22 protein-coding genes are annotated in these 20,630 nt (G+C 73.4%); 12 read left to right on the forward strand and 10 right to left on the reverse strand.

Annotated features, from left to right (window positions below; all coding sequences use genetic code 11):
• The first annotated feature begins 61 nt into the window (after positions 1-61).
• Positions 62-841 (forward strand): alpha/beta fold hydrolase, encoded by a 780-nt coding sequence (locus ACIQWX_RS44440; protein WP_400884679.1) that lies wholly within the window; start codon positions 62-64, stop codon positions 839-841.
• Here ACIQWX_RS44440 and ACIQWX_RS44445 read toward each other — a convergent pair.
• On the reverse strand, positions 828-3,566 hold the full coding sequence (locus ACIQWX_RS44445) for an ATP-binding protein (RefSeq protein ID WP_400884681.1): 2,739 nt from the start codon (positions 3,564-3,566) through the stop codon (positions 828-830). The two genes, ACIQWX_RS44440 and ACIQWX_RS44445, sit on opposite strands and share 14 nt — an antisense overlap.
• A 110-nt stretch (positions 3,567-3,676) precedes the next feature.
• Here ACIQWX_RS44445 and ACIQWX_RS44450 point away from each other — a divergent pair, with 110 nt between their 5' ends.
• Positions 3,677-4,234: a hypothetical protein gene (locus tag ACIQWX_RS44450; RefSeq protein ID WP_400884683.1), complete on the forward strand. Its 558-nt coding sequence runs from the start codon at positions 3,677-3,679 to the stop codon at positions 4,232-4,234.
• Complete coding sequence (locus ACIQWX_RS44455; RefSeq protein WP_400884685.1) at positions 4,231-4,734, forward strand: YceI family protein; 504 nt, start codon at positions 4,231-4,233, stop codon at positions 4,732-4,734. The genes ACIQWX_RS44450 and ACIQWX_RS44455 overlap by 4 nt, the downstream gene beginning before the upstream one ends.
• On the opposite strand, the gene ACIQWX_RS44460 is transcribed toward ACIQWX_RS44455, so the two are convergent.
• Positions 4,727-5,368, reverse strand: coding sequence for a rhomboid family intramembrane serine protease (locus ACIQWX_RS44460; RefSeq protein ID WP_400884687.1), 642 nt, complete (start codon positions 5,366-5,368; stop codon positions 4,727-4,729). The genes ACIQWX_RS44455 and ACIQWX_RS44460 overlap by 8 nt on opposite strands.
• 95 nt (positions 5,369-5,463) lie before the next feature.
• On the opposite strand from ACIQWX_RS44460, the gene folP reads away from it, so the two are divergent.
• On the forward strand, positions 5,464-6,336 hold the full coding sequence (gene folP / locus ACIQWX_RS44465; RefSeq protein ID WP_400884689.1) for a dihydropteroate synthase: 873 nt from the start codon (positions 5,464-5,466) through the stop codon (positions 6,334-6,336).
• On the opposite strand, the gene ACIQWX_RS44470 is transcribed toward folP, so the two are convergent.
• Complete coding sequence (locus ACIQWX_RS44470; RefSeq protein ID WP_400884692.1) at positions 6,333-7,391, reverse strand: methyltransferase; 1,059 nt, start codon at positions 7,389-7,391, stop codon at positions 6,333-6,335. The genes folP and ACIQWX_RS44470 overlap by 4 nt on opposite strands.
• Before the next feature lie 166 nt (positions 7,392-7,557).
• Here ACIQWX_RS44470 and ACIQWX_RS44475 point away from each other — a divergent pair, with 166 nt between their 5' ends.
• Genes ACIQWX_RS44475 through ACIQWX_RS44485 form a run of 3 tightly spaced genes read left to right on the forward strand, consistent with a single transcriptional unit; the run spans position 7,558 to position 10,432 of the window.
• Entirely contained in the window at positions 7,558-8,685 is a 1,128-nt protein-coding gene (locus tag ACIQWX_RS44475) for a hypothetical protein (RefSeq protein ID WP_400884693.1), read from the forward strand.
• A complete protein-coding gene (locus tag ACIQWX_RS44480) occupies positions 8,682-9,593 on the forward strand; it encodes an ABC transporter ATP-binding protein (RefSeq protein WP_400884696.1) in 912 nt (303 codons plus the stop codon). Before ACIQWX_RS44475 ends, ACIQWX_RS44480 begins: the two co-directional genes overlap by 4 nt.
• On the forward strand, positions 9,590-10,432 hold the full coding sequence (locus tag ACIQWX_RS44485) for an ABC transporter permease (protein WP_400884697.1): 843 nt from the start codon (positions 9,590-9,592) through the stop codon (positions 10,430-10,432). The genes ACIQWX_RS44480 and ACIQWX_RS44485 overlap by 4 nt, the downstream gene beginning before the upstream one ends.
• Here the strand turns inward: ACIQWX_RS44485 and ACIQWX_RS44490 are convergent.
• The 3 genes from ACIQWX_RS44490 to ACIQWX_RS44500 form a co-directional block, all read right to left on the reverse strand.
• Positions 10,422-11,228, reverse strand: a complete 807-nt coding sequence (locus tag ACIQWX_RS44490; protein ID WP_400884699.1) for an esterase/lipase family protein — start codon at positions 11,226-11,228, stop codon at positions 10,422-10,424. The two genes, ACIQWX_RS44485 and ACIQWX_RS44490, sit on opposite strands and share 11 nt — an antisense overlap.
• Before the next feature lie 74 nt (positions 11,229-11,302).
• Positions 11,303-11,740, reverse strand: coding sequence for a hypothetical protein (locus tag ACIQWX_RS44495; RefSeq protein WP_400884701.1), 438 nt, complete (start codon positions 11,738-11,740; stop codon positions 11,303-11,305).
• Positions 11,737-12,297: an RNA polymerase sigma factor gene (locus tag ACIQWX_RS44500; protein ID WP_400884703.1), complete on the reverse strand. Its 561-nt coding sequence runs from the start codon at positions 12,295-12,297 to the stop codon at positions 11,737-11,739. Before ACIQWX_RS44500 ends, ACIQWX_RS44495 begins: the two co-directional genes overlap by 4 nt.
• Positions 12,298-12,451: 154 nt before the next feature.
• Here ACIQWX_RS44500 and ACIQWX_RS44505 point away from each other — a divergent pair, with 154 nt between their 5' ends.
• Positions 12,452-12,634, forward strand: a complete 183-nt coding sequence (locus tag ACIQWX_RS44505) for a hypothetical protein (protein ID WP_400884704.1) — start codon at positions 12,452-12,454, stop codon at positions 12,632-12,634.
• Here the strand turns inward: ACIQWX_RS44505 and ACIQWX_RS44510 are convergent.
• From ACIQWX_RS44510 to ACIQWX_RS44520, 3 genes are all read right to left on the reverse strand, one after another.
• Positions 12,631-13,575 (reverse strand): MBL fold metallo-hydrolase, encoded by a 945-nt coding sequence (locus ACIQWX_RS44510; protein WP_400884706.1) that lies wholly within the window; start codon positions 13,573-13,575, stop codon positions 12,631-12,633. The two genes, ACIQWX_RS44505 and ACIQWX_RS44510, sit on opposite strands and share 4 nt — an antisense overlap.
• A 60-nt stretch (positions 13,576-13,635) precedes the next feature.
• Complete coding sequence (locus tag ACIQWX_RS44515; RefSeq protein WP_400884708.1) at positions 13,636-14,898, reverse strand: ricin-type beta-trefoil lectin domain protein; 1,263 nt, start codon at positions 14,896-14,898, stop codon at positions 13,636-13,638.
• 185 nt (positions 14,899-15,083) lie between these two features.
• Positions 15,084-15,560: a hypothetical protein gene (locus ACIQWX_RS44520; protein WP_400884710.1), complete on the reverse strand. Its 477-nt coding sequence runs from the start codon at positions 15,558-15,560 to the stop codon at positions 15,084-15,086.
• A 190-nt stretch (positions 15,561-15,750) separates the two neighbouring features.
• Here ACIQWX_RS44520 and ACIQWX_RS44525 point away from each other — a divergent pair, with 190 nt between their 5' ends.
• From ACIQWX_RS44525 to ACIQWX_RS44540, 4 genes are read left to right on the forward strand one after another with little or no spacing between them, the layout of a single operon-like run.
• A complete protein-coding gene (locus ACIQWX_RS44525) occupies positions 15,751-16,227 on the forward strand; it encodes a PTS sugar transporter subunit IIB (RefSeq protein WP_400884713.1) in 477 nt (158 codons plus the stop codon).
• A gap of 6 nt (positions 16,228-16,233) precedes the next feature.
• The gene (locus ACIQWX_RS44530; protein ID WP_400884715.1) at positions 16,234-17,853 is read left to right on the forward strand and encodes a PTS system mannose/fructose/sorbose family transporter subunit IID; all 1,620 of its coding nucleotides are present in this window, start codon (positions 16,234-16,236) and stop codon (positions 17,851-17,853) included.
• A gap of 11 nt (positions 17,854-17,864) precedes the next feature.
• On the forward strand, positions 17,865-18,254 hold the full coding sequence (locus ACIQWX_RS44535; RefSeq protein ID WP_400884718.1) for a PTS sugar transporter subunit IIA: 390 nt from the start codon (positions 17,865-17,867) through the stop codon (positions 18,252-18,254).
• A complete protein-coding gene (locus ACIQWX_RS44540; protein ID WP_400884721.1) occupies positions 18,251-19,558 on the forward strand; it encodes a hypothetical protein in 1,308 nt (435 codons plus the stop codon). Before ACIQWX_RS44535 ends, ACIQWX_RS44540 begins: the two co-directional genes overlap by 4 nt.
• A gap of 238 nt (positions 19,559-19,796) precedes the next feature.
• On the opposite strand, the gene ACIQWX_RS44545 is transcribed toward ACIQWX_RS44540, so the two are convergent.
• On the reverse strand, positions 19,797-20,564 hold the full coding sequence (locus ACIQWX_RS44545; protein WP_400884723.1) for a GntR family transcriptional regulator: 768 nt from the start codon (positions 20,562-20,564) through the stop codon (positions 19,797-19,799).
• Positions 20,565-20,630: the final 66 nt, after the last annotated feature.

The raw sequence follows: 20,630 nt of genomic DNA on the forward strand, positions 1-20,630 counted from the left end.
CCGGTCGGCAGCGCAACGAAGGGATGCACAGCGACTTCACAGCGGCGCTAGCCTCGGAAGCATGTCGAGTTCGGTCAGGACGCCCGACGGCACGGTCATCGGGTTCGAGACCCTCGGTGACGGCCCGCCGATGGTCCTCGTGCACGGCACCGGCGCGGACCACACCCGCTGGACGGCGGTCCGCGAGCGGCTCGCCGAGCGCTACCGCCTCCACCTCGTCGACCGCCGCGGCCGCGGCCTCAGCCGCGACGAAGCGCCGGAGTACGCCATCGCCCGCGAAGGCGAGGACATCGCCGCCGTGTCCGAGGCCGCCGGGGGAGACGTCTACCTCCTGGCGCACTCCTACGGCGCCTTGTGCGCACTGGAAGCCGTCCGGAAGACCGACGCCGTGACGCGGCTCGTGGCCTACGAACCACCCCGGCCGAAGCCGGGCGAGCACGTCGTCGGAGCGGACGCGCGCGACCGCATGCGAGCCGCCGACGACCCCGAAGAAATCCTGCGGATCTTCCTGCGCGAGGCACTCCGGCTCGGCGAGGCCGACGTCGAAGCGATGCGCGGCACGCCGGTCTGGCGCGCCAGGGTGGCCGCCGCGCGCACGATCCCGCGCGAGCTGGACGTCGTCGAGGCGATGGAGTTCGGCGAGGGACTGGGCGAGATCGCCATCCCGGTCCGGCTGTTCGCCGGCACGGAAAGCCCGGAGTACCTGCGGACGGCCGCCGACGCGGTGGCCGCGCGCGTTCCCGGCGCCGACGTCGTGCCGCTGCACGGCCAGGCGCACCAGGCGATGGACTTCGACCCCGACCAGTTCGTCGAAGCGGTGTTCGCCTTCAGCGGGGCGTGAGCCCGCGCCGGTGCGCCCAGGTGGCGACCTCGGTCCGGTTCGCCAGCCCCAGCTTGGCCAGGACGCTGCGGACGTGGCTTTCCACCGTGCGCTCGGACAGCACCAGCCGGTGGGCGATCTGCCGGTTGCTCAGCGCGCCGGCCACCAGCGCGGCGATCTCGCGCTCGCGGCCGGTCAGCGGGTCGGCTTCGCGGTCCAAGCGGCCGGCCAGCGCCGTCGCGTCGCGCAGCCACCCCGGCATCCCGAGGCGCCGGGCCTCCTCGGCGGCCTGGCGCGCCAGGGTTTCCGCGCGCCGTGCCTGGCCGAGCTCGGCCAGGCACGCTGCCAGGCGGACGCGGTTGTGCACGACGTAGGGCCGGGCGCCGAGCCGCGCGTCCCACGCGATCGCCTCTTCGAAGTGCCGCACGGCGTCGTCGCGGCGGCCCAGGAGCGCGGCCAGGCGCGCGGACCAGCTGCTGGAGCAGTCGCAGCAGTACGTGCCCGCGCCGCCCGAGCCGATCGGCGGGCCACCGGCCAGCTGCTCGTTCAGCCACTCCGCGGTCTCGACGTCGCGGAACTCCTCCAGCAGCGGCAGCAGGTTCGGCCCGATCCCGGGTGAGTGCCCGATGAAGTCGGGGTCACGCAGGTGCGGGCGCAGCGCGTCGTAGGCGACCCGCGCTTCGTCGCGCCGGCCGTCGACCAGCATCGTGAGCGGTCGGGAGATGACCGTGATCGGCAATGGCGGCGCGATGGCCAGCAGTTCTTCGTACCCCTCGAACAGCTCGCCCGGGTCGCCGGTGACGAGCGCCAGCTGGAGCGCGAACGCGAAGGACATCCCGATGGCGGACCGGTCTTCGGCCAGCTCGGCCGCCGCGAGCTCCCCCGCGAGCCGGCTCAGCTCCCGGGCGTCGGCGAACGCGCCGCGGTAGGCCGCGACCGACGCCCGCAGCCGCAGCTCGTGCCAGCGGACCAGCGGCAGCCGGGTCGTCGCCGCGAGGTCCGAGATCGCGCCCAGCTCGGCGTCGACGACGGGGATCGTGCCGACCTCGAACGCCGCGTCCAGCCGCCACTTGTGCCCCCACAGCGCCACCAGCGGGCGGCCGGTGCCGCCGAGGGACACCGCGAGCGCGCCCAGCCGCAGCCGCTCGGCCAGCGGCAGCTCGGCCGGGCGGAGCTTCAGCCGGGCGCGGACGGCGTCGATCCGCGCCTCCGGGTCGCCGGACCGGTCGGCGAGGGCCATCGCCTCGCCCGCGGTCTCGACGGCCTCGGCCGTCTTCCCGGAGTCGGCCGCGACCGAGGCCGCCTGCGCGAGCAGCTTCGCCCGCACGGCCGGATCGGCGTCCGGGCCGATCGCGGCCAGCGCGGCCGCGGTGAGCTCGGCCATCCCGGGCAGCAGGTCGGGCGCGGAGGTGTCCCGGACGACGAGGGCCGCGGCGACGACCAGCGCCGGGTCGGTGGTCAGCCCGGCGGCCTCCCGCGCGTGCTCGAAGCCGCGCGCGAACCGGCCCGCCCGGTACTCCGCGGTCGCGAGCTCGACGAGCAGCGCGGCGAGCCCATCACGGCCCGCGCGGCGGCGGCAGTCGAGCGCGAGCGCCAGGAACCGGGCGGCTTCGGTGAAGGCGAACGACCGCGTGGCGTCGCGGGCCGCGGCCTCCGCCCACTCGGCCGCCCGGCCGAGGGCGACCGGCGTCGCCGCGGCGCGCAGCCAGTGCCCGGCCACCACGCCGGCGAGCGCGGGATCGGGCCGCTCCTCCAGCGCCGCCGCCGTCCGGGCGTGCAGTTCCTCGCGGACGCCCTGGTCGAGGTCGGCGTAGATCCCGTCGCGCACGACGGCGTGGGCGAACCGCCGCGACCCGGCGACGGCGGAGAGCAGCACCCCGGCGCGCACGGCGCGGTCGAGGGCCGTGACGACGGCGTCGAGCGGCTGCCCGGCGACTTCGGCGACGACGTGCGCGTCGACCTCCTCGCCGAGGACCGACGCGATCGCCAGCAGCTCGCGCGTCCCGGCGTCGAGCCCGGAAACCGTGGTGCGGACGAGGTGGCGCAGCTCGTCGGCGCCGCCGCCGGTGACCGCCGAGCGGGCCACCGCCTTGAGGTAGAGCGGGTTGCCGCCGGAGCGCCGCAGGGCGTCCCCGGCGTTGACGCCGGCCCGGCCGGCCTCGGCGAGGTAGGCCCGGACGTCGGGCTCGGTGAGCGGCTCGAGGCGCAGGCTTTCGGTGCCCGGCCGGCCGAGCAGGTCCGGCAGCGCGTCGAAGAGCGGCCCCGCCTCGGCGTCCCGGTAGGTCGCGAGCACCGCGAGCCGCGACCGGCGCAGCTCGCCGGCGAGGTGGCGCAGCAGCCGCAACGACGCCTCGTCGGCCCAGTGCAGGTCTTCGAGGACCACGACGAGACCGGCCGGCTCGGCCGCGGCGACCAGCGCGTCGGCCGCCAGCGCGACGAACCGGAACCGGGCCGCGACCAGGTCGGCACCGTCGTGGGCGTCGAGGTCCGCGAGCGCGCGCGAGACGTCCGGCAGCGCCTGGAGGACCCGGCGCCACGGCCACAGCGGCGGCGCGCCAGGGTCGTCGACGCAGCGGCCCCAGACGGCTTCGCGCCCGGTGACGGCTTCGACCAGCCGGGTCTTGCCGATCCCGGCGGGGCCGCCGACGAGCACCAGCGCGCCGGTGCCGGCGGCCGCGTCCGCGAGCCACGCCCGCAGGTCGGCCGCGGCACCGGCCCGCCCGACGAACGGCTCGCTGCGCGTCACCCGAGCAGTATCCCCTGCGTGCCCGGGTTCAGTGGCGTCCTCGGTACTGGCACTGATGTCCGCGGCGCGGCGGCGGCCGAAGGTGGTCCCACCGGCGAAAGGAGCACGTCATGCACGCCACCGTCCACCACTACCGGAGTCCACTCGGGACACCGGACTTCGGCGCGGGTGCGCTCGGCACCTGCACGCTCGCCCGGCTCGGCGGCCTCACCGGCGCGGTCGTCACCTTCTGGCCCGACGCCGCCGCCGCGAACGAGGCGGCCGCCCGGCGCCCGGCCGGGACCACCTGGCTCGACACCGGCGTCTACCGCGTCGCCGACGTCCACTCGGCGTCCGACGCGGCCGCGTTCGCCCAGGTCACCGCGTTCGACGGCCCGCGCAGCGCCGACCAGTCGGCCGCCGAGCTGCGCGCGGGCCGCGAGCGGATCTGGCCCGCAGTCCGGGGCATCGACGGCGTGGGGACGACGTACGTGCTGCTGGCCGAGGACCGGGCGCTGCTCGTGCTCGGGCTGGCCGCGTCGATCGAGGCGATCGAGCGCACGCGGGAAGCGATCGACGGCACCGAACTGCTGCCCGGCGAGGACCCCGCGCTGCTGCCGGGCCCGGACCGCGTCGACCTGCACCGCGTCCTGCACGCGTCCCTGCCGGCCCCGGCGGGTGCGCGATGAGCCCGCACACCGCGCCCGCGTTGCGCGCCGGGACCTGGACGGTCCGAAGTGGACGGACGACGGCGGCGTTCACCGTCCGCAACTTCGGCTTCAACGCGGTACCCGGCACGATCCCGGTCCGCGCGGGACACGTCGAAGTGGACAGCGGCGGCGAGGTGACCGCGGTCTGCGCCGAGCTCGACCTCGGCGGCCTCGACACGGGCAACCCGAAGCGGGACGCGGACCTCAAGAAGCCGAACCTGCTCGACAGCGCCGCCCGCCCGGGCCTGGCGTTCGAAGCCACCGCCGTCCGGAAGCACGGCGACGGCTGGGAAGTGACGGGTGAGCTGCGGCTGCGCGGGACGTCCTGCCCGCTGACGCTCACCGTCGAGCGGGCCGGCGACGGCGTCCGCGCCACCGGGACGCTCGACCGGGCCCCGCTCGGCATGAAGGTGCCGCGCGCGGTGATCGGCCGGTACGTCCGGATCGTCGTCGACGCGGAGCTCGAACCGCCTACGTGAGGTTCTTCGGCAGCAGGGTGGTCGCCGGGTCGGGGGCGGCGACCGCCTTGGGCCGCTTGTCGCGGAACAGCCAGCCGCCGATGATGCCGCCGGCGAAGCCGAACAGGTGGCCCTGCCAGCTGACGCCCTCCTGCGACGGCAGCAGCGACGCGAACTGGTAGGCGAAGCACAACGCCATCACCAGTCCGATCACGATGTCGATCGGGTGCCGGTCGAACAGGCCGCGCACGATGATGTAGCCGAAGTAGCCGAAGACCAGGCCGCTGGCGCCGACCGTGACCGAGTCCGACGGCGAGATGAACCAGACGCCGAGCCCGCTGGCGACGATGATCAGCAGGCTGACGCCGACCCACTTCTTCACGCCGCGGTAGGCGGCGAGGAAGCCGAACACGAACAGTGGCCCGGAGTTGGCTTCGATGTGGTCCCAGCCGTAGTGCAGGAACGGCGAGCTGAGGATCTCCGGCAGCGACGCCGGGTTCCGCGCCTCGATGCCGAACTCGGCGCTCAGGTCGTAGCCGGTCGGCGCGTTGATCAGCTGGATGACCCACAGCACGGCCAGCAGGCCGACCATCACCCACAGGGCCTTCTTGGCCTCGGCGATCATCATCTCGGCTTCGTTCGCCGGCTCACCCATGTCGTTCCCCCTGCTCGGTGTGCGCCGAGGATAACCGGACAGCGGCCCCGGACGCGGCGTTCCGGACCGAGCCGTGACCTGGCAGAGTCGGGGACATGACGTCACCCCGGCCGGAGACGGTCTTCCGCGGCCGCCGCATGCCCGGCGACCGCGCGCTGGTCATGGCCATCGTCAACCGCACGCCCGACTCCTTCTACGACAAAGGGGCGACCTTCGCGCACAACGCGGCGCTCGAGGCCGTCGACCGCGCGGTCGACGCGGGCGCCGACATCGTCGACATCGGCGGGGTGAAGGCGGGCGAAGGTCCCGAGGTCGGCGTCGACGAGGAGAGCGACCGGGTCGTCCCGTTCGTCGCCGAGGTGCGGGAGCGGCACCCGGACCTGGTCATCAGCGTCGACACCTGGCGCCACGAGGTCGGCCGCCGGGTCTGCGAAGCCGGCGCCGACCTGCTCAACGACACCTGGGCGGGCGCCGACCCGAAGCTGGTCGAGGTGGCCGCCGAATTCGGCACGGGTTACGTCTGTTCGCACGTCGGGGGCATGCCGGTGCGGACCGACCCGTACCCCGAGCCGACCGCGGACCGCCCGTTCTGGCCGCGCTACGACGACGTCGTCGCGGACGTGGTCGCCGAGCTGACGGAGGCGGCCGAGCGGACCGTCGCGGCGGGGGTGCCGCGCGGCGGCGTGCTCGTCGACCCGACGTTCGACTTCGGCAAGAGCACCCGGCACGGGTTGTCGTTGCTGAGGCACTTCGACCGGCTGGTGGCGACGGGCTGGCCGGTGCTGGTCGCGTTGTCGAACAAGGATTTGATCGGTGAGACGCTCGACGTGGAGGCCCACGACCGCTTGGCGGGCACCCTCGCGGCGACGGCGATCGCGGCGCACGCGGGTGCGGCAGTCTTCCGCGCGCACAACGTGCGCGAGACGCGGGAGGCCGTGGAGGCGGTCGCGGGCCTCGGTGTCCATTAAGGACTGAGCCGCCAGAGCGACGTGACTTCGGCCGCGCGAGCCCGGTGCAAGGGGTCCGCGGGGTCGAGCGCACGCGGGTGCCGGGCCGGGGTCTCCGTTCGTCCGGTCACTCGCAGGCCCGCCGCCGCGATCCAGCCGAGCAGCTCCTCGCGCGTGCGCAACCCGAGGTGCTCCGCGAGGTCCGACAGCACCAGCCACGCCTCGCCGTCCGGCGTCAGGTGGCGGCGCGCCCGGTCGAGGAACCCGCGCAGCACCCGGCTGCCCGGGTCGTACACGGCGTGGTCGAGCGGTGTGCGCGGGCGGCCCGGCAGCCACGGCGGGTTGGCCACCACCAGCGGGGCCCGGCCCGGCGGGAACAGGTCCGTGCACACGGCTTCCGTGCGAGCACCGAAGCCGAGCCGGGCCAGGTTCTCGGTCGCGCACGCGACGGCGCGGGGATCGGCGTCCGTCGCCACCACTCGCGCGACGCCGCGGTGGGCGAGCACCGCGGCCAGCACCCCCGTGCCGGTCCCGATGTCGAAGGCCGAGGCGAGCGAAGGCAAGGGCGCCGCCGCGACCAGGTCGACGTACTCCTGGCGGACCGGCGCGAAGACGCCGTAGTGCGGGTGGATCCGCGCGCCGAGGGCCGCGACCGCGATGCCCCGGCGCCGCCATTCCGCCGCGCCGACGATCCCGAGCAGCTCACGCAGCGGGATCGCCGCGGGCACGTCGAGCGGGCCGTGGACCGCGGTGCACGCGGCGGAGACGTCCGGCGCCCGGCGCAGCGGGATCACGTGGCCGGGGTCGAGGGGCACGTGGAGGAGCGAGAGCCGGTGCGCCCGCCGGGTGCGCCAAGCGCGGTAGCGGGCGTAGTCGTCCGGCGGTGGCGGCGGGATCCGCCGGTTCACGGCGTCGAGTAACCGCCGGGCGGCGGGGTAGTCCCCGCGCCAGAGCAGGGCCGACGTCGTGCGCAGAGCGGCGTCGGCGGTGAGGCGGTCGTCGGCGACGACCGCCTGACGCGATGGAGGTGAGAAGAGCCGGCGAGGGGGTTCGCCGGGCACGACGAGGTGAGCCACGGGAAAGGGTTTTCCGTTCTTGCTGCGGGCACGGTGAAGCACCCGCGAGACGGGCGGGTGTGCGGGAGTCCGGAAGCGGACTAGCTCAGGACCGCGGCATGAACGGGATTCGTCACCCCTCGACAGTAGCGGCCATGGCGTACAAAGGACGAAGAGGTGATGCCGGATGACGCCTTCGGTGGTGCGGCACGCGAAGCGGCGCCGGTGGGCGGTCGTCGCCGCCGTGGCCGCGGTGCTCGTGTCCGTACCGCCGGTCGTCGCCGCGCTCGCTCCGGCCGGTGCGAGCGTCGACCCCGCCCGGCTGCGTGCGCTCGTGCTGGACTCCGCCGGAAAGCCGTACCAGGGCTACGCCGAAAGCGCCGGGTCGCTGGCCCTGCCGGAGCTGCCGAACCTCGCTCCCGTCACCGCGCTCTTCTCGATGCGGACGCCGATGCGGGCCTGGTACGCCGGGCCCGACCGGTACCGCGTCGACATCCTCGGCACCGCCGGCGAGCACGACGTCTACCGGCTGCCCGACGGCGAATACACGTGGGACTACGGCGACAACACGCTGACCGAGCTGGTCGGCGAGCCGTCCGTCCGGCTGCCGCGGGCCGGGGACCTGCTGCCGCCCGAGCTCGCGCGGCGGATCCTGAAGGCCGCGAAGGGCGACCCGGTGAGTGCGCTGCCCGGCCGGAACGTCGCCGGCGTCGCCGCGTCCGGGTTCCGGCTCGTGCCCGCCGATCCGGCCACGACGATCGGGCGCGTCGACGTCTGGGCGGACCCGGCGACCGGCCTGCCCGTGCGCGTGGAACTGACCGCCCGCGGCCAGGAGGCGCCGATCCTCGTCACCGAGTTCCAGCAGCTCGAGCAGACGACGCCGGTCGTCGAAGCGCCGCGGCCGGTGCTCGGCTCGGGGTTCACCGTGGCGAGCGCCCCGGACGTCTCGAACGCGCTCGGCGCGCTGGGCCAGGTGCCGCTGCCCGCGACGCTCGCCGGACGCCCGGTCGTGTCGTCGGACTTCGGCGGCGTCGAGGGCGCCGCGCTCTACGGCACCGGGCTCGCGGCCTTCGCCGTCATCGCCGTGCCCCGCGCGGTCGGGAACGCGGCCGCCGACGCCGCCGGGAAGGCCGGCGCGGTGCAGGTCAAGCTGGCCGCCGGGACGGTCGTGCAGCTGTCGATCACGCCGTTGTCGCTGGCCATCGTCCGATCGACGACGTTCCGCCGCTCGTACCTGCTCGCCGGAACGGTCACGCCGGACGTGCTCAAGACCGTCGCGGACGAGCTGTCGCGGCTGCGCCGGAGCGGCCGATGATCGTCACGCGCGCGCTGACCAAGCGGTACGGGAGCACCCTCGCGGTCGACGCCGTCAACCTGGCCGTCCGCGAAGGCGACCGGTACGGCTTCCTCGGCCCGAACGGCTCCGGCAAGACCACGCTCGTCCGGATGCTGCTCGGGCTCGTGTACGCGACCAGCGGCGAGATCGAGGTGCTGGGCAAGCCCGTCCCGAAGCGGGTCGCCGAGGTGCTGCCGGAGGTCGGCGCGCTCGTCGAAGGGCCGGCCGCGTACCCGCACCTGTCCGGACGGCGGAACCTCGCGCTGCTCGACGCCGCCGGGCGCGGTGGCGGCCGGCGCACCCGTCGGCGTCGCATCGACGAAGCACTGGAACAAGTCGGTCTCGGCGGCGTGGACCAGCGGCCGGTGAAGGCGTACTCGCTCGGCATGCGGCAACGCCTCGGCCTCGCCGGCGCGCTGCTGCGCAAGCCGCGGCTGCTGATCCTCGACGAGCCGACCAACGGCCTCGACCCGCAGGGCATCAAGGAGATCCGCGAACTGCTCGTCGAGCTGAACGCGGCCGGCACCACGGTGTTCCTGTCGAGCCACCTGCTGGCCGAGGTCGAGCAGCTGTGCACGCGCGTCGGCGTCGTCGACCGCGGCCGGCTCGTGCTCGAAGAAGAGCTTTCGACGCTGCGGGCGGCGACCGGCCGGATCCTGGTCGGCACGCCGGACGCCACCGCGGCGGCCGCGGTCCTCGACGGCCAGCTCGAGGCCCGCGACGGCGACCGCCTCGTCATCCGGCACGCCGACCCGGCCGCGCTGAACGCCTTGCTCGTCGAAGCGGGGGTCCGCGTGACGTCGATCCACGCCGAGCAGCGCACGCTCGAAGAAGTCGTCCTCGACGTCACGGGTCCGGGCTCGGACCGGTTCGGAGCCGCCGGGTGATCGCCGTCGAACTGCGCAAGCTCGCGCTGCGCCCCCGCGTGTGGGTCAGCGTGCTGCTGCTCTGCCTGCTGCCGGCGATCGTCGGCGTCTTCCTGGCCACGGCCGACTTCGCGCCGCCGCCCGGGCAGGGCGGGGCGTTCCTGTCGGCGGTGGTCAGCGACGGCGCGCTGTTCCCGGCGGCCGCGCTCGCGCTCGTGCTGCCGCTGTTCCTGCCGATCGCGGTCGCCGTCACCGCGGGCGACTCGATCGCGGGCGAGGCGTCCACCGGCACGCTGCGGTACCTGCTGGTGCGCCCGGTCGGCCGGACCCGGCTGCTCGGCGCGAAGATGGTGGCGCTGGCCGTGTACGTGACCGCGGCGATCGTGATCGTCGTGCTGACGTCGCTGGTGCTCGGCGTCATCCTGTTCGGCACCGGCGGGACGCCGGGCGTCGCCGGGCCGGGCGGGCAGCCGACCGGCGTGACGTCGTTGTCGGGGCAGTCGCTCAGCTCGTCCGGGCTCGGGTTGCGGCTGCTGGGCGCGGTTTCCTACATCGTCGCGTCGATGCTCGGGTTCGCCGCGATCACGGTGTTCCTGTCGACGCTGAGCGATTCGGCGCTGGGGGCCGCGCTCGGCGGGCTGGCCGTGCTGATCACCAGTTCGGTGCTGGAGACCCTCGACGCGGCGGCGTCAGTCAAGCCGTACCTGCCGACGCACTACTGGCTGTCCTGGATCGACTTCTTCCGCGATCCCGTGCTGTGGCGCAACATCGACCACGGGCTGCTGCTGCAGGCCGGCTACATCGTCGTGTTCTTCGGGGCCGCGTGGGCGAACTTCGCGACGAAGGACGTCACGAGCTGAGGCACTCGGCAGGTGCTTCGAGCGGGCCGGTGCCGAGGGCCTGCAGGACCAGCTCGGTGACGGCGGGGTCGGTGGGGAGGTCGCCGTGGGCGGCCTGGTTGCCGGGGCAGAGCTGCTGGAGGGCGACGTTGACGGCGCCGTCGACCCGGGCGGAGTCGGGTGGCGTGACGGTCTCGTCGCGTTCGGTCCAGACCGAAAGCCACGGCAGCGTCGCCGGGATCGGTTCCTTCGCCAGCTCCTGCATGAGCGTGCTGCCCGGGGCCAGCTGGACGCACGCGGTGGGGCAGGCACCGGGGACGAGCGCGCCGCCGGCCGCGGCGAGGCCGGTGCCGTGCATCGGCGAGCCGAGCGTGACGACGCGGCGGGCCTGGTGGTCACCGCCGTCGCGGCTGACCCACAGCCGGGCGACGACCCCGCCGGCGGAGTAGCCGATGACGTCCACCGAAGGCGCTCCGCGCGCGTACGCGTTCTCGACGGCTTCGGCCAGGACGCCGGCTTGTTCGAGCAGGTCACCGGTGCCGTCGCCGGCCAGGGTGAGGACTTCGGTGGTGCGCCCGGTGGTCTGCCGGATGCGGGCGGCCAGCTCGTTCAGCGCGCCTTGGCCGCCGCCGTAGCCCGGGACGAGCAGCACGGGCCCGGGCTTGCCCTGGTCGGGCACGCCGGACTGCGGGGCGGCGCTGGTCCCGGTGGCGGCGAGGACGGCCGCGACGAGCACAGCGGCCACGGCCACGCCGACGCCGCCCATGAGCAGCCGCCGCCGCGGGCTGATGCCGCGCCACCAGGCCGTGATCCGCACGGTTCCATGATGCCCCGGCGCGCTGAAGGGCACCTTCCTCGCATCAGATGAGACGAAGGTGCCCTTCAGCCCCGTCAGAGACTGGCCCAGCCCGTGGTGACCGTCGTGCCGTCCGGGGCCGTCACCTTCACCCGCGTCGGTCCGCGGGGCAGGCCGGTCGCCGTGAACCAGCCGTCGGGGTCGATCGGCCGGACGTGCCGCTCGCCCGCGGCCTCGATCACCGCGTCGCCGGACGCGCCCGTCACCAGGCCTCGCAGCGTCACGCGGCCTTCCTCGTACTCGGCCTGCAGCTCCAGCGACACCCGCGCCGAGTCGAACGACAGCAGGCGGACGTCGCCGCCGCGCACCGCGCCCGCCGCCGCCACGTCGGAGTCGAACGCGAGGGCGGCCAGCTCCGCGTCGAGGTCGCGGGTCGCCAGCGCCGCACGCGCCTGGCGCAGCACGAGGTCCGGCACCGGGTCCGCCTGCCCGGCGGCCGCGCGCAGCTCGTCCATCAGCTCGTCGTCGGTCACGTCCGGTCCTCCGTTCCGAGCCCGGCCGCGCCGGCCCGCTCGCGCAGCCGCGCCAGGCAGCGCTGCCGGGTCGGGCCGATGCTGCCGACCGGCATGTCGAGGGCCGCCGCGACTTCGGTGTACGACGGCGGCGGAGTCGCCATCAGCACCCGCAGCAGCCGCCGGCACTGCTCGGACAGCGTGGCGAGCGCGCGCCACAGCGTCGCGTTGCGCTCGTCGAGGAGCAGGGCCGCGTCGACGCCTGCGTGGGCGGCGGGCTCGTCGGGCCAATCGCGGTCGTCCGAAGGCCGTTCGCGGCCGGCGCGGCGCAGCTGGCGGAGGCACTCGTGCCGCGCGGTCGTCGCGAGCCAGCCGGGCAGGCGGTCCGGGTCCTTGATCTTGCCGAGGTTCTCGACGAGCTTCAGCCACGTCGTCTGGACGACGTCGGCCGCGTCGGCGTCCGAGAGCCGGTGGCCGCGCGCGATCGCCCAGAGCAGGCTCGCGTACCGGTCCACCAGGGTGTCCCAGGCCGCCTGGTCGCCGCGGGCGGCCGTTTCGAGCAGGGTCGTGGTGTCCACGGCACCTCCGATCGACCCAGTCAGCGTAGCCACTGGCCCCCGTCATCCGGATCCGCGAAGCGGGGCGGAAATACACCCGTTCGCGCTGAACCGCGCCGCGGCGGGCGCCGTGTGCCGGGGTGGGAGTGTGGAGACAGAACCGGGGTGAGCTGGAATGCGGATCCGGAAAGTACTGCTCGTCATACCGTTGCTGGTGCTGGACCTCGCCGCGTGCGGGCGGCCGGTGGCCGGCGTGAAGATCGGCAAGGCGGTGCCGGTGCCCTCGAGCACCACCGGCGTACCCGCCTGCACGTGGCTCGGGGACACGCCGGTGGCGCCGGAGGTGGTGCGGCTCTAGGAGATCCGGCGGACGGGCTCGCCGCCCAGCACGCAGTCCAGGTCGATCCGGCCGCCGGCCGCGGCGAGAACCGCGTCGACGGCCAGGTCGACGTCGAGCTTGCGGCCGTGCTGGTCGGCGTACGCGCGCATCAGGTTGCCGATGTGCCGTTCGGGGTTGCGCCAGTGCGGCCAGCGCAGCGACGCCTGGTTCGCCAGCCGCGTGAAGTCCGTCTGGCGCTCGGTCACCTCGAGCAGCCACTCGAGGTAGACGCGCATCGCGTGCAGCGCGCTGTGGCCCGGGGTCGCCACCGGGCCGTGGCCGGGCACGAGCGTCCGCGGGCGGAACGTGTCTTGCAGCCAGTCGAGCGCGCTGAGCCAGCCCGGGACCGAGCCGTGCACGGCCAGCGGCGTGTCGCCGATGTAGACGAGGTCGCCGGTGAAGAGCGTGCCCGAGCGCGGCTCGTGCACCACGAGGTCGCCCGCGGTGTGCGCGACACCTGGCACCGCGACGACGTCGGCGACCGCGTCGCCGAGGTCGAGCCGCTGCCAGCCCGGCACCGGCCGGACCGCGGCCGGCTCCGGCGGCTCGAGCACGCCCCACTGGGTGTAGGTGAAGACGTTGCCGTAGGTCTGCGGCCCGGCCTTGACGAGGTCGACGCTGCCGGGGGCGGCCAATGCCGTCCCGCCCTCGCGCAGCGCGACCCCGACGCCGTTGTGGTGTTCACCGTGCGCGTGCGTGACGACGACGGTCAGTTCCTGTTCGCCCGCGTACTTGCGGACGTCGCGGACCAGTTCCAGCGTCGCCTGCTCGGTGCCGCAGGTGTCGACCAGCACGACACCCTCGCTGCCCTGGATCCACCCGCTGTTGGAGACGAACCATTCGGCCGGGCTCTTCACGTACGCGACCACACCCGGGCGCGCGTGCCGGAGCGGGACGATGTTCGAAGTGACGGCCGGCATGGTTCCTCCCCTGGACTGACGAAGCGGATAACGACGGGGGCGCGGGCAGGTTGCGGGGTTTTACCCCGAGATAACCCAGCGCTGGTTGGCCGCCGTCGAGCAGGTCCAGATTTGCAGGCGGGTGCCGTCGCCGGTGGACCCGCTCGGTGCGTCGAGGCACTTGCCCGACTGCGGGTTCAGCAGGGTGCCGTCGGACCTCGCCTGCCAGTTCTGCGCGCCGGTGGCGTTGCAGTCCCACAGCTGGACGAGCGTGCCGTCCGCGGTGCCGCTGTTCGAGACGTCGAGGCACTTGCCGAGGGCGCGGACGGTCCCGTTCTGCCGGGTCCAGCGCTGGGCGGCGGTGCTGTTGCACGTCCAGAGCTGGACGGCGGTGCCGTTGGCGGTGCCGCTGTTGGACACGTCGACGCACTTGCTGTTGATGCCGGTGATGGTGCCCGCCGGGTAGGGCGCGCCGCTGGAGATCAGGTACGCGCTGGTCGCGACGTTCCAGTGGGTCGCCAGGTAGCTGCCGGGCGCGGGGTTGGTGTTGAAGTAGTCGTCGCCGAGGCAGTCGAACTGGTTCTCCGGCGCGCCGGGGCAGACCTTCACCAGGGTGCCCGGCGGGTTCGGCAGGCCGCCGTCGTCGTAGCACATGATGTCCTCGTCGTCCCAGCAGTGACCGAAGGCGCTGGAGTGCGGCGCGCTGCCCTGGACGGCGCCGAGGGTGTGCAGCAGTTCGTGCCCGGTCGCCTGCCAGGACCAGCACCCGGTGCCGACGGTGGCGTAGTGCGGGCCGGCGTTGTAGGGGTTGTTCGCGCCGGGGCTGTCGTTGCCGCCGTTGCCGAAGGCGAGGCCGCAGCCGTCCTTGTCGTACCAGACGATGTACTTGCGGTCGGCGCGGTTGTAGCCCTGCGCCTTGATGGCGTTGGTGATGGTGTCGACGGTAGCCATGTCGCCCTGGGCGATGACAACGTTGTTCACGGTCGCGCGGCAGCTCGAGTCGGTGACGTACCGGACGTGGCGCACGCCGCCGCCGAGCCGGCTCGCTGCTTCGACGAAGCCGTCGTCGATCTGGCTCGCGAAGGTCTGGAACTGGCCGACGAACTGGCTGTAGCGGTCGGCTTGGGTGTTGCCGCGGACGTAGAGGGCTTGGACGCGCTTGCCGCTGGAGCCGTCACCGTCGCAGATGGTGGACATCGTTGTCGCGACCGCCGCGGCTTGGTGCCGCAGGTGGTCGGGGAGCTGCTCGGTGCCGTCACCCGCGGCGGAGGCCGAGGAGAGCAGCGAGGTGGCGATGAGGAGGGCGCCGCTGAGCGCGGCGAGACGCAGGGATCTCGCGGTCATGGGGGAGTTCCGCCTTTCCCGGTACGGCTGGGGACGAGAAGTGCGGTCTAGACCACTGAGGATGATAGGCAGCGGGTGAGCGGGCTGTCACTGACAAGAACGGACAGCTTGGGGTGAATCACCCACGGGCCGCGGGTTCGAACGTCTTGAATGAGTCATTCAGGTCTTCGGAGGTCCTGAATGAGTCATTCAAGACCTTTGGCTGCGGTGTCGGTGGTCCGGAATGGGCCGTTGGGAGTCTTCGCGGACCCGAGTCGGCGCCGGTCCCATGTCAGGAACGAGTCGTTCATGTCGTCTGGCGAGGTGAACGGGTCGTTCACCTCGCTGCGGCCACCGCGCTGCCCGGCCTGGGGAGGGTTGCCGGGCCGGTGGGCGAGGTCGCGAATGTCGCATAAGGGACCTCGGTGGACCGGAATGGGTCGGGGACTCGGCGGTCCGGAATGGGCCATGGGGACCTCCGCGGACCTGGCCCGGCGCCGCTGCCACGTCATGAACGACTCTTTCATGTCGTCTGGCGTGGTGAACGGGTCGTTCATGACGTTCGGATCGACCGCACCCGGCGGGCCGGACATGCCCCGCCGCTCTATTTCGGTCGACCGATTGAAAATGATCTTCGTACCGATCATCGCCGCAGGTCTTGACAGTCGATCTCGGATGTCCATACTGGTATATACCTTTATGGGAGGGTCCGGGTAAATCCGAGGGGGGCTTCGCGCTCGCGGGCCGACGGAAGGTCTGAGGGGTCCTTCCGTCGGCCGCGCGAAGCCGTCGTTGAAATCCGCCGGTCACGGACAGCGTTGACACAACTACTGGTACGAACCAGTATGGACGCTGCGGGCCGGGAGGAGACACATGGCGGGGGTACACGTCCGGATCGACAACCGGCTGATCCACGGGCAGGTCACCGTCGCGTGGACGCGGCGGCTCGGCGTGCGCCGGCTCGTCGTCTGCAACGACGACGTCGCCGCCGACGACCTGCAGCGGATGCTGCTCCCGCAAGCCGCTCGCGGGCTGCCCACCGACGTCCTCACGGTGAAGCAGACGCTTGAGACCACCGAAACCCAAGACGTCATGATCCTCGCCAAGGACCCCGAAGACGCCTTCCGCCTCGTCGAAGGCGGGCTGCGGCCCGACACCGTCAACGTCGGCAACGTCGCCCCGCGCCCCGGCACTGCCTACATCATGGTCACGCGCTCGATCGCGGTCACCGCGGACGAGGCCGACGCCTACCGCAAGCTCGCCGCGTCCGGCGTCCCGCTGGTCACCCAGCTGATGCCGAACGACAAGCCGCACGAATTCGTCCCGTTGCTCGACCGGAAAGGGCTTTAGCCCCGCATGCTCGTCGCGCTGGCCCTGACCCTCTGGGCGATCTACTGCACCTACGACGGGCTCGGCCCGTTCCTCATCTACGCGCAGCGCCCGCTCATCGCCGGCTCGGTGGCCGGGCTGATCGTCGGGCACCCGCTGCTCGGCCTGCTGATCGGCGCCACCCTCGAACTCGCCGCCCTCGGGGTCTACACCTACGGCGGCGCGACCATCCCGGACTACCAGACCGGCGCGATCGTCGGCACCGCGCTGGCCGCGGGCGCCGCCGGCGACACCTCCGCGCAGGTCGCCATCGGCCTCGGCGTCGGGCTGCCCGCCGCGATCCTGCTGTCGGCGCTCGACCCGGTCGGCAAGATCATCACGACCGCGCTGGTCCACCGGGCCGACGGCTACGCAGCCGACGGCAACGCCCGCGGTCTCGCGGTGATCCACTGGGTCAGCCTGGTGCCGTGGGTGGCGGTGCGCGCGGTCCCGACGTTCCTCGCCGCGCTCGCCGCGTCCGGCGGCCTCGTCAAGGACATCACCGCGAGCATCCCCGCCGGGTTCGTGCAGGGCATGACGCTCGCCGGGTCGCTGCTGCCCGCCGTCGGGTTCGCGCTGCTGCTCGGCATGATGGAGCTCTCGCGGTACTGGTACCTGCTGCTCATCGGGTTCGTCGCGTTCGCCTACCTGCACGTGCCGCTGCTGGGCATCGCGCTGATCGGTGTCGCGGTCGCGATGCTGTTCGTGACGCTCAAGCGCGACGAGCCGGCGATCGAAGTTCCCGAAGAGGCCGCCGAAGAGTCCACTGTGGACGCCCGGCTGAGCAAGCAGGACCTGCGGCGGGTGTTCCGCCGGTACTTCTGGTCGAGCCAGATCTCCTGGAACTACGAGCGGATGCAGGCGCTCGGGTTCGCGTACTCGATGGAACCGGTGCTGCGCCGGCTCTACCCGGAGAAGGCCGACTACGTCGCCGGCCTGCAGCGGCACCTCCAGTTCTTCAACACCTCCGTGCTGGTCGGCGGCCCGCTGATCCTCGGCTCCAGCGTCGCCCTCGAAGAAGCGGGCACGCCGAAGTCGGCGGCGAGCACCAAGGTCGCGCTGATGGGCCCGATGGCGGGCATCGGCGACACCGTCGTCTTCGCGCTGTACAACAGCATCGTCTTCACCATGGGCGCGTCCTGGGCGCTGCAGGGCAACTGGCTCGGCCCCGCCTTCGCCGCGGTGATGGTGCTCGTGCCGTACGCGCTGATCCGGCGCTGGCAGTTCGGGTTCGCCTACCGCGAAGGGAAGCGGCTGGCCGGCCACCTCGCCGCCGGCGCGCTCGCGCGCGTCGCGCAGGGCGCCACCGTGCTCGGGTTCGTCGTGCTCGGCGGCTTCATCCCGTCGATCGTCAAGGTCGTCACCACGCTGACCTACCGTCAGACCACGACGGTCCAGGGGCAGCCCGTGACCCAAGCCGTCGCGATCCAGGACCGGCTCGACGAGCTCGTGCCGTTCCTGCTGCCGGTGCTCGTCACCGCCGGGGTGTACCTGCTCACGGCCAAGGCCCGCCTGCGGCCCGTCTGGATCATCGCCATCGTCGTCGTCGCCGGGGTCATCCTGGGGTGGCTCGGCTGGTTCGCGCCGTCGGCCCCGGCAAAGGGTTAGGAGACACCGCCATGTCCGTCCCGATCGTCCTCGCCGGACACGGGCGGCTGCCCTCCGGCGTGGGGGAAGCCGCCGAAATGATCCTGGGGCCGCAGTCGCGGCTGAAGGTCTGCGAACTGAGCCCGCACGACAGCCCGGAGGAGTTCGGCGCCCGGCTGCTCGCGCTGCTCGGCGACGCCACCGAGGCGCTCGTGCTCGCCGATCTGCACGGCGGCTCGCCGTTCAACGCCGTGCGCGCGCTCGCCGCCGTGCACCCGCGCATCCAGCTGGTGTCCGGGCTCAACCTGCCGATGCTGCTGGAAGTCCTGCTGCACACGACCGGCGACGTCACCGAGCTGGCCGGGGTGGCGCGCGCCGCCGGCCGCGACGGCGTCGTCGACGTCCTGGAATCGACCTGGTGACCGCCGCGCTCCTGCTCGCCGCGCAAGACGTCCGGATCACGCCGGGGCCCGGGCACCCGCTCGGCGGTTACCTGGCCCGGCACGGCGTCGCCACCGGCACGCACGACGACCTCGAGGCGTCGCTGATCTGGCTGTCCACCGAGGACGACCCGGGCGTGCTGTGGGTGGCGCTCGACGCGCTCGCGGTCGACGCCGGCCTCACCCGCACCCTGGCCGACGCCGTCGCCGCGGCGGTCGGCATCGACCCCGCGCGCGTGGTCCTCTGCGCGTCGCACACGCACTCCGGGCCCGAGGGCTGGACCGGCCCGCTGCACCCGGGGCTGCCGGGCCGGCGCGACGCCGGCCTGGTCGGCCGCATGGCGGAGACGGTCACCGGCGCGGCGCTGCGGCTGCGCGCGTGCCGCGGCCGCGTCCGGGCCCGCTGGCACGCCGGGACGACCGAGGCCGTCGGCGGCAACCGCTACCGGCCGGACGGGCCGCACGACACGTCGTTCGGCGTGCTGGAGCTGCGCCGCGACGACGGTTCGCCGGCCGCGTTGCTGTTCGACTACGCGAGCCACCCGACGGTGCTCGGGCCGGACAACCTGACCTGGTCGGCCGACTGGCCGGGCGCGACGCGGCGCGAGCTGGCGGCGCTGATCGGCCAGCCGGTCTCGGCGTTCCTGCAGGGTGCGGCGGGTGACGCGAGCTCCCGATTTGTCCGCCGCGGCCGCGACCACGCCGAGGTCCGCACGCTGGGCGGCCACCTGGCGACGTCGATCGCCCGGACGCTGGCGGAGGCCTCGGCCGGCGCCGAGACCGGCCCGGTCCGGATGTCCCGGTCGGCGCTGCACCTGCCCTACCGGGACGTGCCGTCGCTGGAGGACAGCGTCGAGCTGCGGGAGACGGCCGAGAGGGAGTGGCAGCGCGAGCTGGCGCACCACGGCGAAGACCACCCGGCGGTCCGCATCGCGCAGACGCGCTACGAGGGCTGCGCGATGCTGGCATCGATGGCGGCCACCGACCGGCCGACGGGCTGCGCGGAGGTCCCGGTGAGCGTCGTGTCGCTGGGCGAGATCGCCTGGCTGCACACGCCGTTCGAGCTGTTCGCGTCCCTGGGGCTGCGCATCCGGCGGGGCAGCCCGTTCCGGCACACGCGGGTGATCGGCTATTCCGACGGCTACCTGGGCTACCTGCCCGACGCGGAGGGGCATCGCAACGGCGTGTACGAGTCATACGTGACGTTGTTCGAGCCCGACGCGGGGGACAAGCTGGTAGAGCACTGCGTCAAGCTGCTGCGGACTCATCAGGCGGACCCCACGTAGGCCGGCGCCTACCCGCAGCCCTTGCCTGCCGCTTCGGAAGCGAGCCGACGCGAGAACAGGCACCGACGAGGACCCAGACTCCCCCGCACCCCGATCCGAAGCCAGAACACGGCCGGCAGCGCCGGGTCAAGGCATCTTTCCCGCCTTGACGCGGTGTTGCCGGCCGTAGTCACAATGACAGCTTCGGGGTGCCGGAAGGGGTTTACGGACCGCCACCCGCAATTCCGCCGAACCGGGCTCAGGCCGGGCTGCGCCGAGCCTGGGTGAAAACCGTGTAGCGGTCCGCGCGGTACAGCGACCGGCCCGCCTCGATGACGCCGCCGCTCTGGTCGTGCAGCGTGCCTTCGATGATCAAGCACGGCTGGCTCGGCTCGATGCCCAACAGAGCTGCGTCGCCGGTGTCCGGGAGGACTGCCGAGATCGCCGTGTCGTTCCACTCCGCCTGGACGCCCCAGCGCTCCTCGATCGTGCGGTGCAGGGACTGCGTCTCCCAGTCGAACAGCTCGATGCCCGGGAACCGGTCGACCGAAAGGTTGGTGCGCTCGACGGCGAACGGCTCGTCGTCGACGTACCGCAGCCGCTCCAGGTGGAACACCCGCGCGCCCGGGGGGACGTTGAGCCGGCCGGCGAGGCGGGGGAGCGCGGACTCGACCTCGGCGTGCAGCACCTTCGTCTTCGGGACGACGCCGCGGGCCTTCATGTCCTCGGTGAACGAGGTCAGCATGTCGATGTGCGCGGCCTGGCGTTCGGCGGTGAAGGTGGCGGTGCCGTGCTGGCGGTAGAGGACGCCGTCGGAGACCAGGCGGTTGATCTCCTGCCGCACGGTGCCCCGGGCGACGCCGAAGTGCTCGGCGAGGAACCGTTCGGACGGCATCAGCCGCCCGGGCCCGGCTTCGGTCGCGACGCTCTCGAGGATTTCGCGCAGCTGGTCGCCCTTGGGCCGCCCCGGCTGCAGCGCGTCCGGGAGCCGGAGATCGCTCGCGGGGACGTGTTTCGGACGGGGCATGGGTTCAGTATGTCGCGCCCCCGGCCGGTGGGTAACACCGCTCATCCGGTGGCGCGGCGAGGGTGA

The organism is Amycolatopsis sp. NPDC098790 (genome assembly GCF_044759945.1).
Taxonomy (GTDB): Bacteria; Actinomycetota; Actinomycetes; order Mycobacteriales; family Pseudonocardiaceae; genus Amycolatopsis.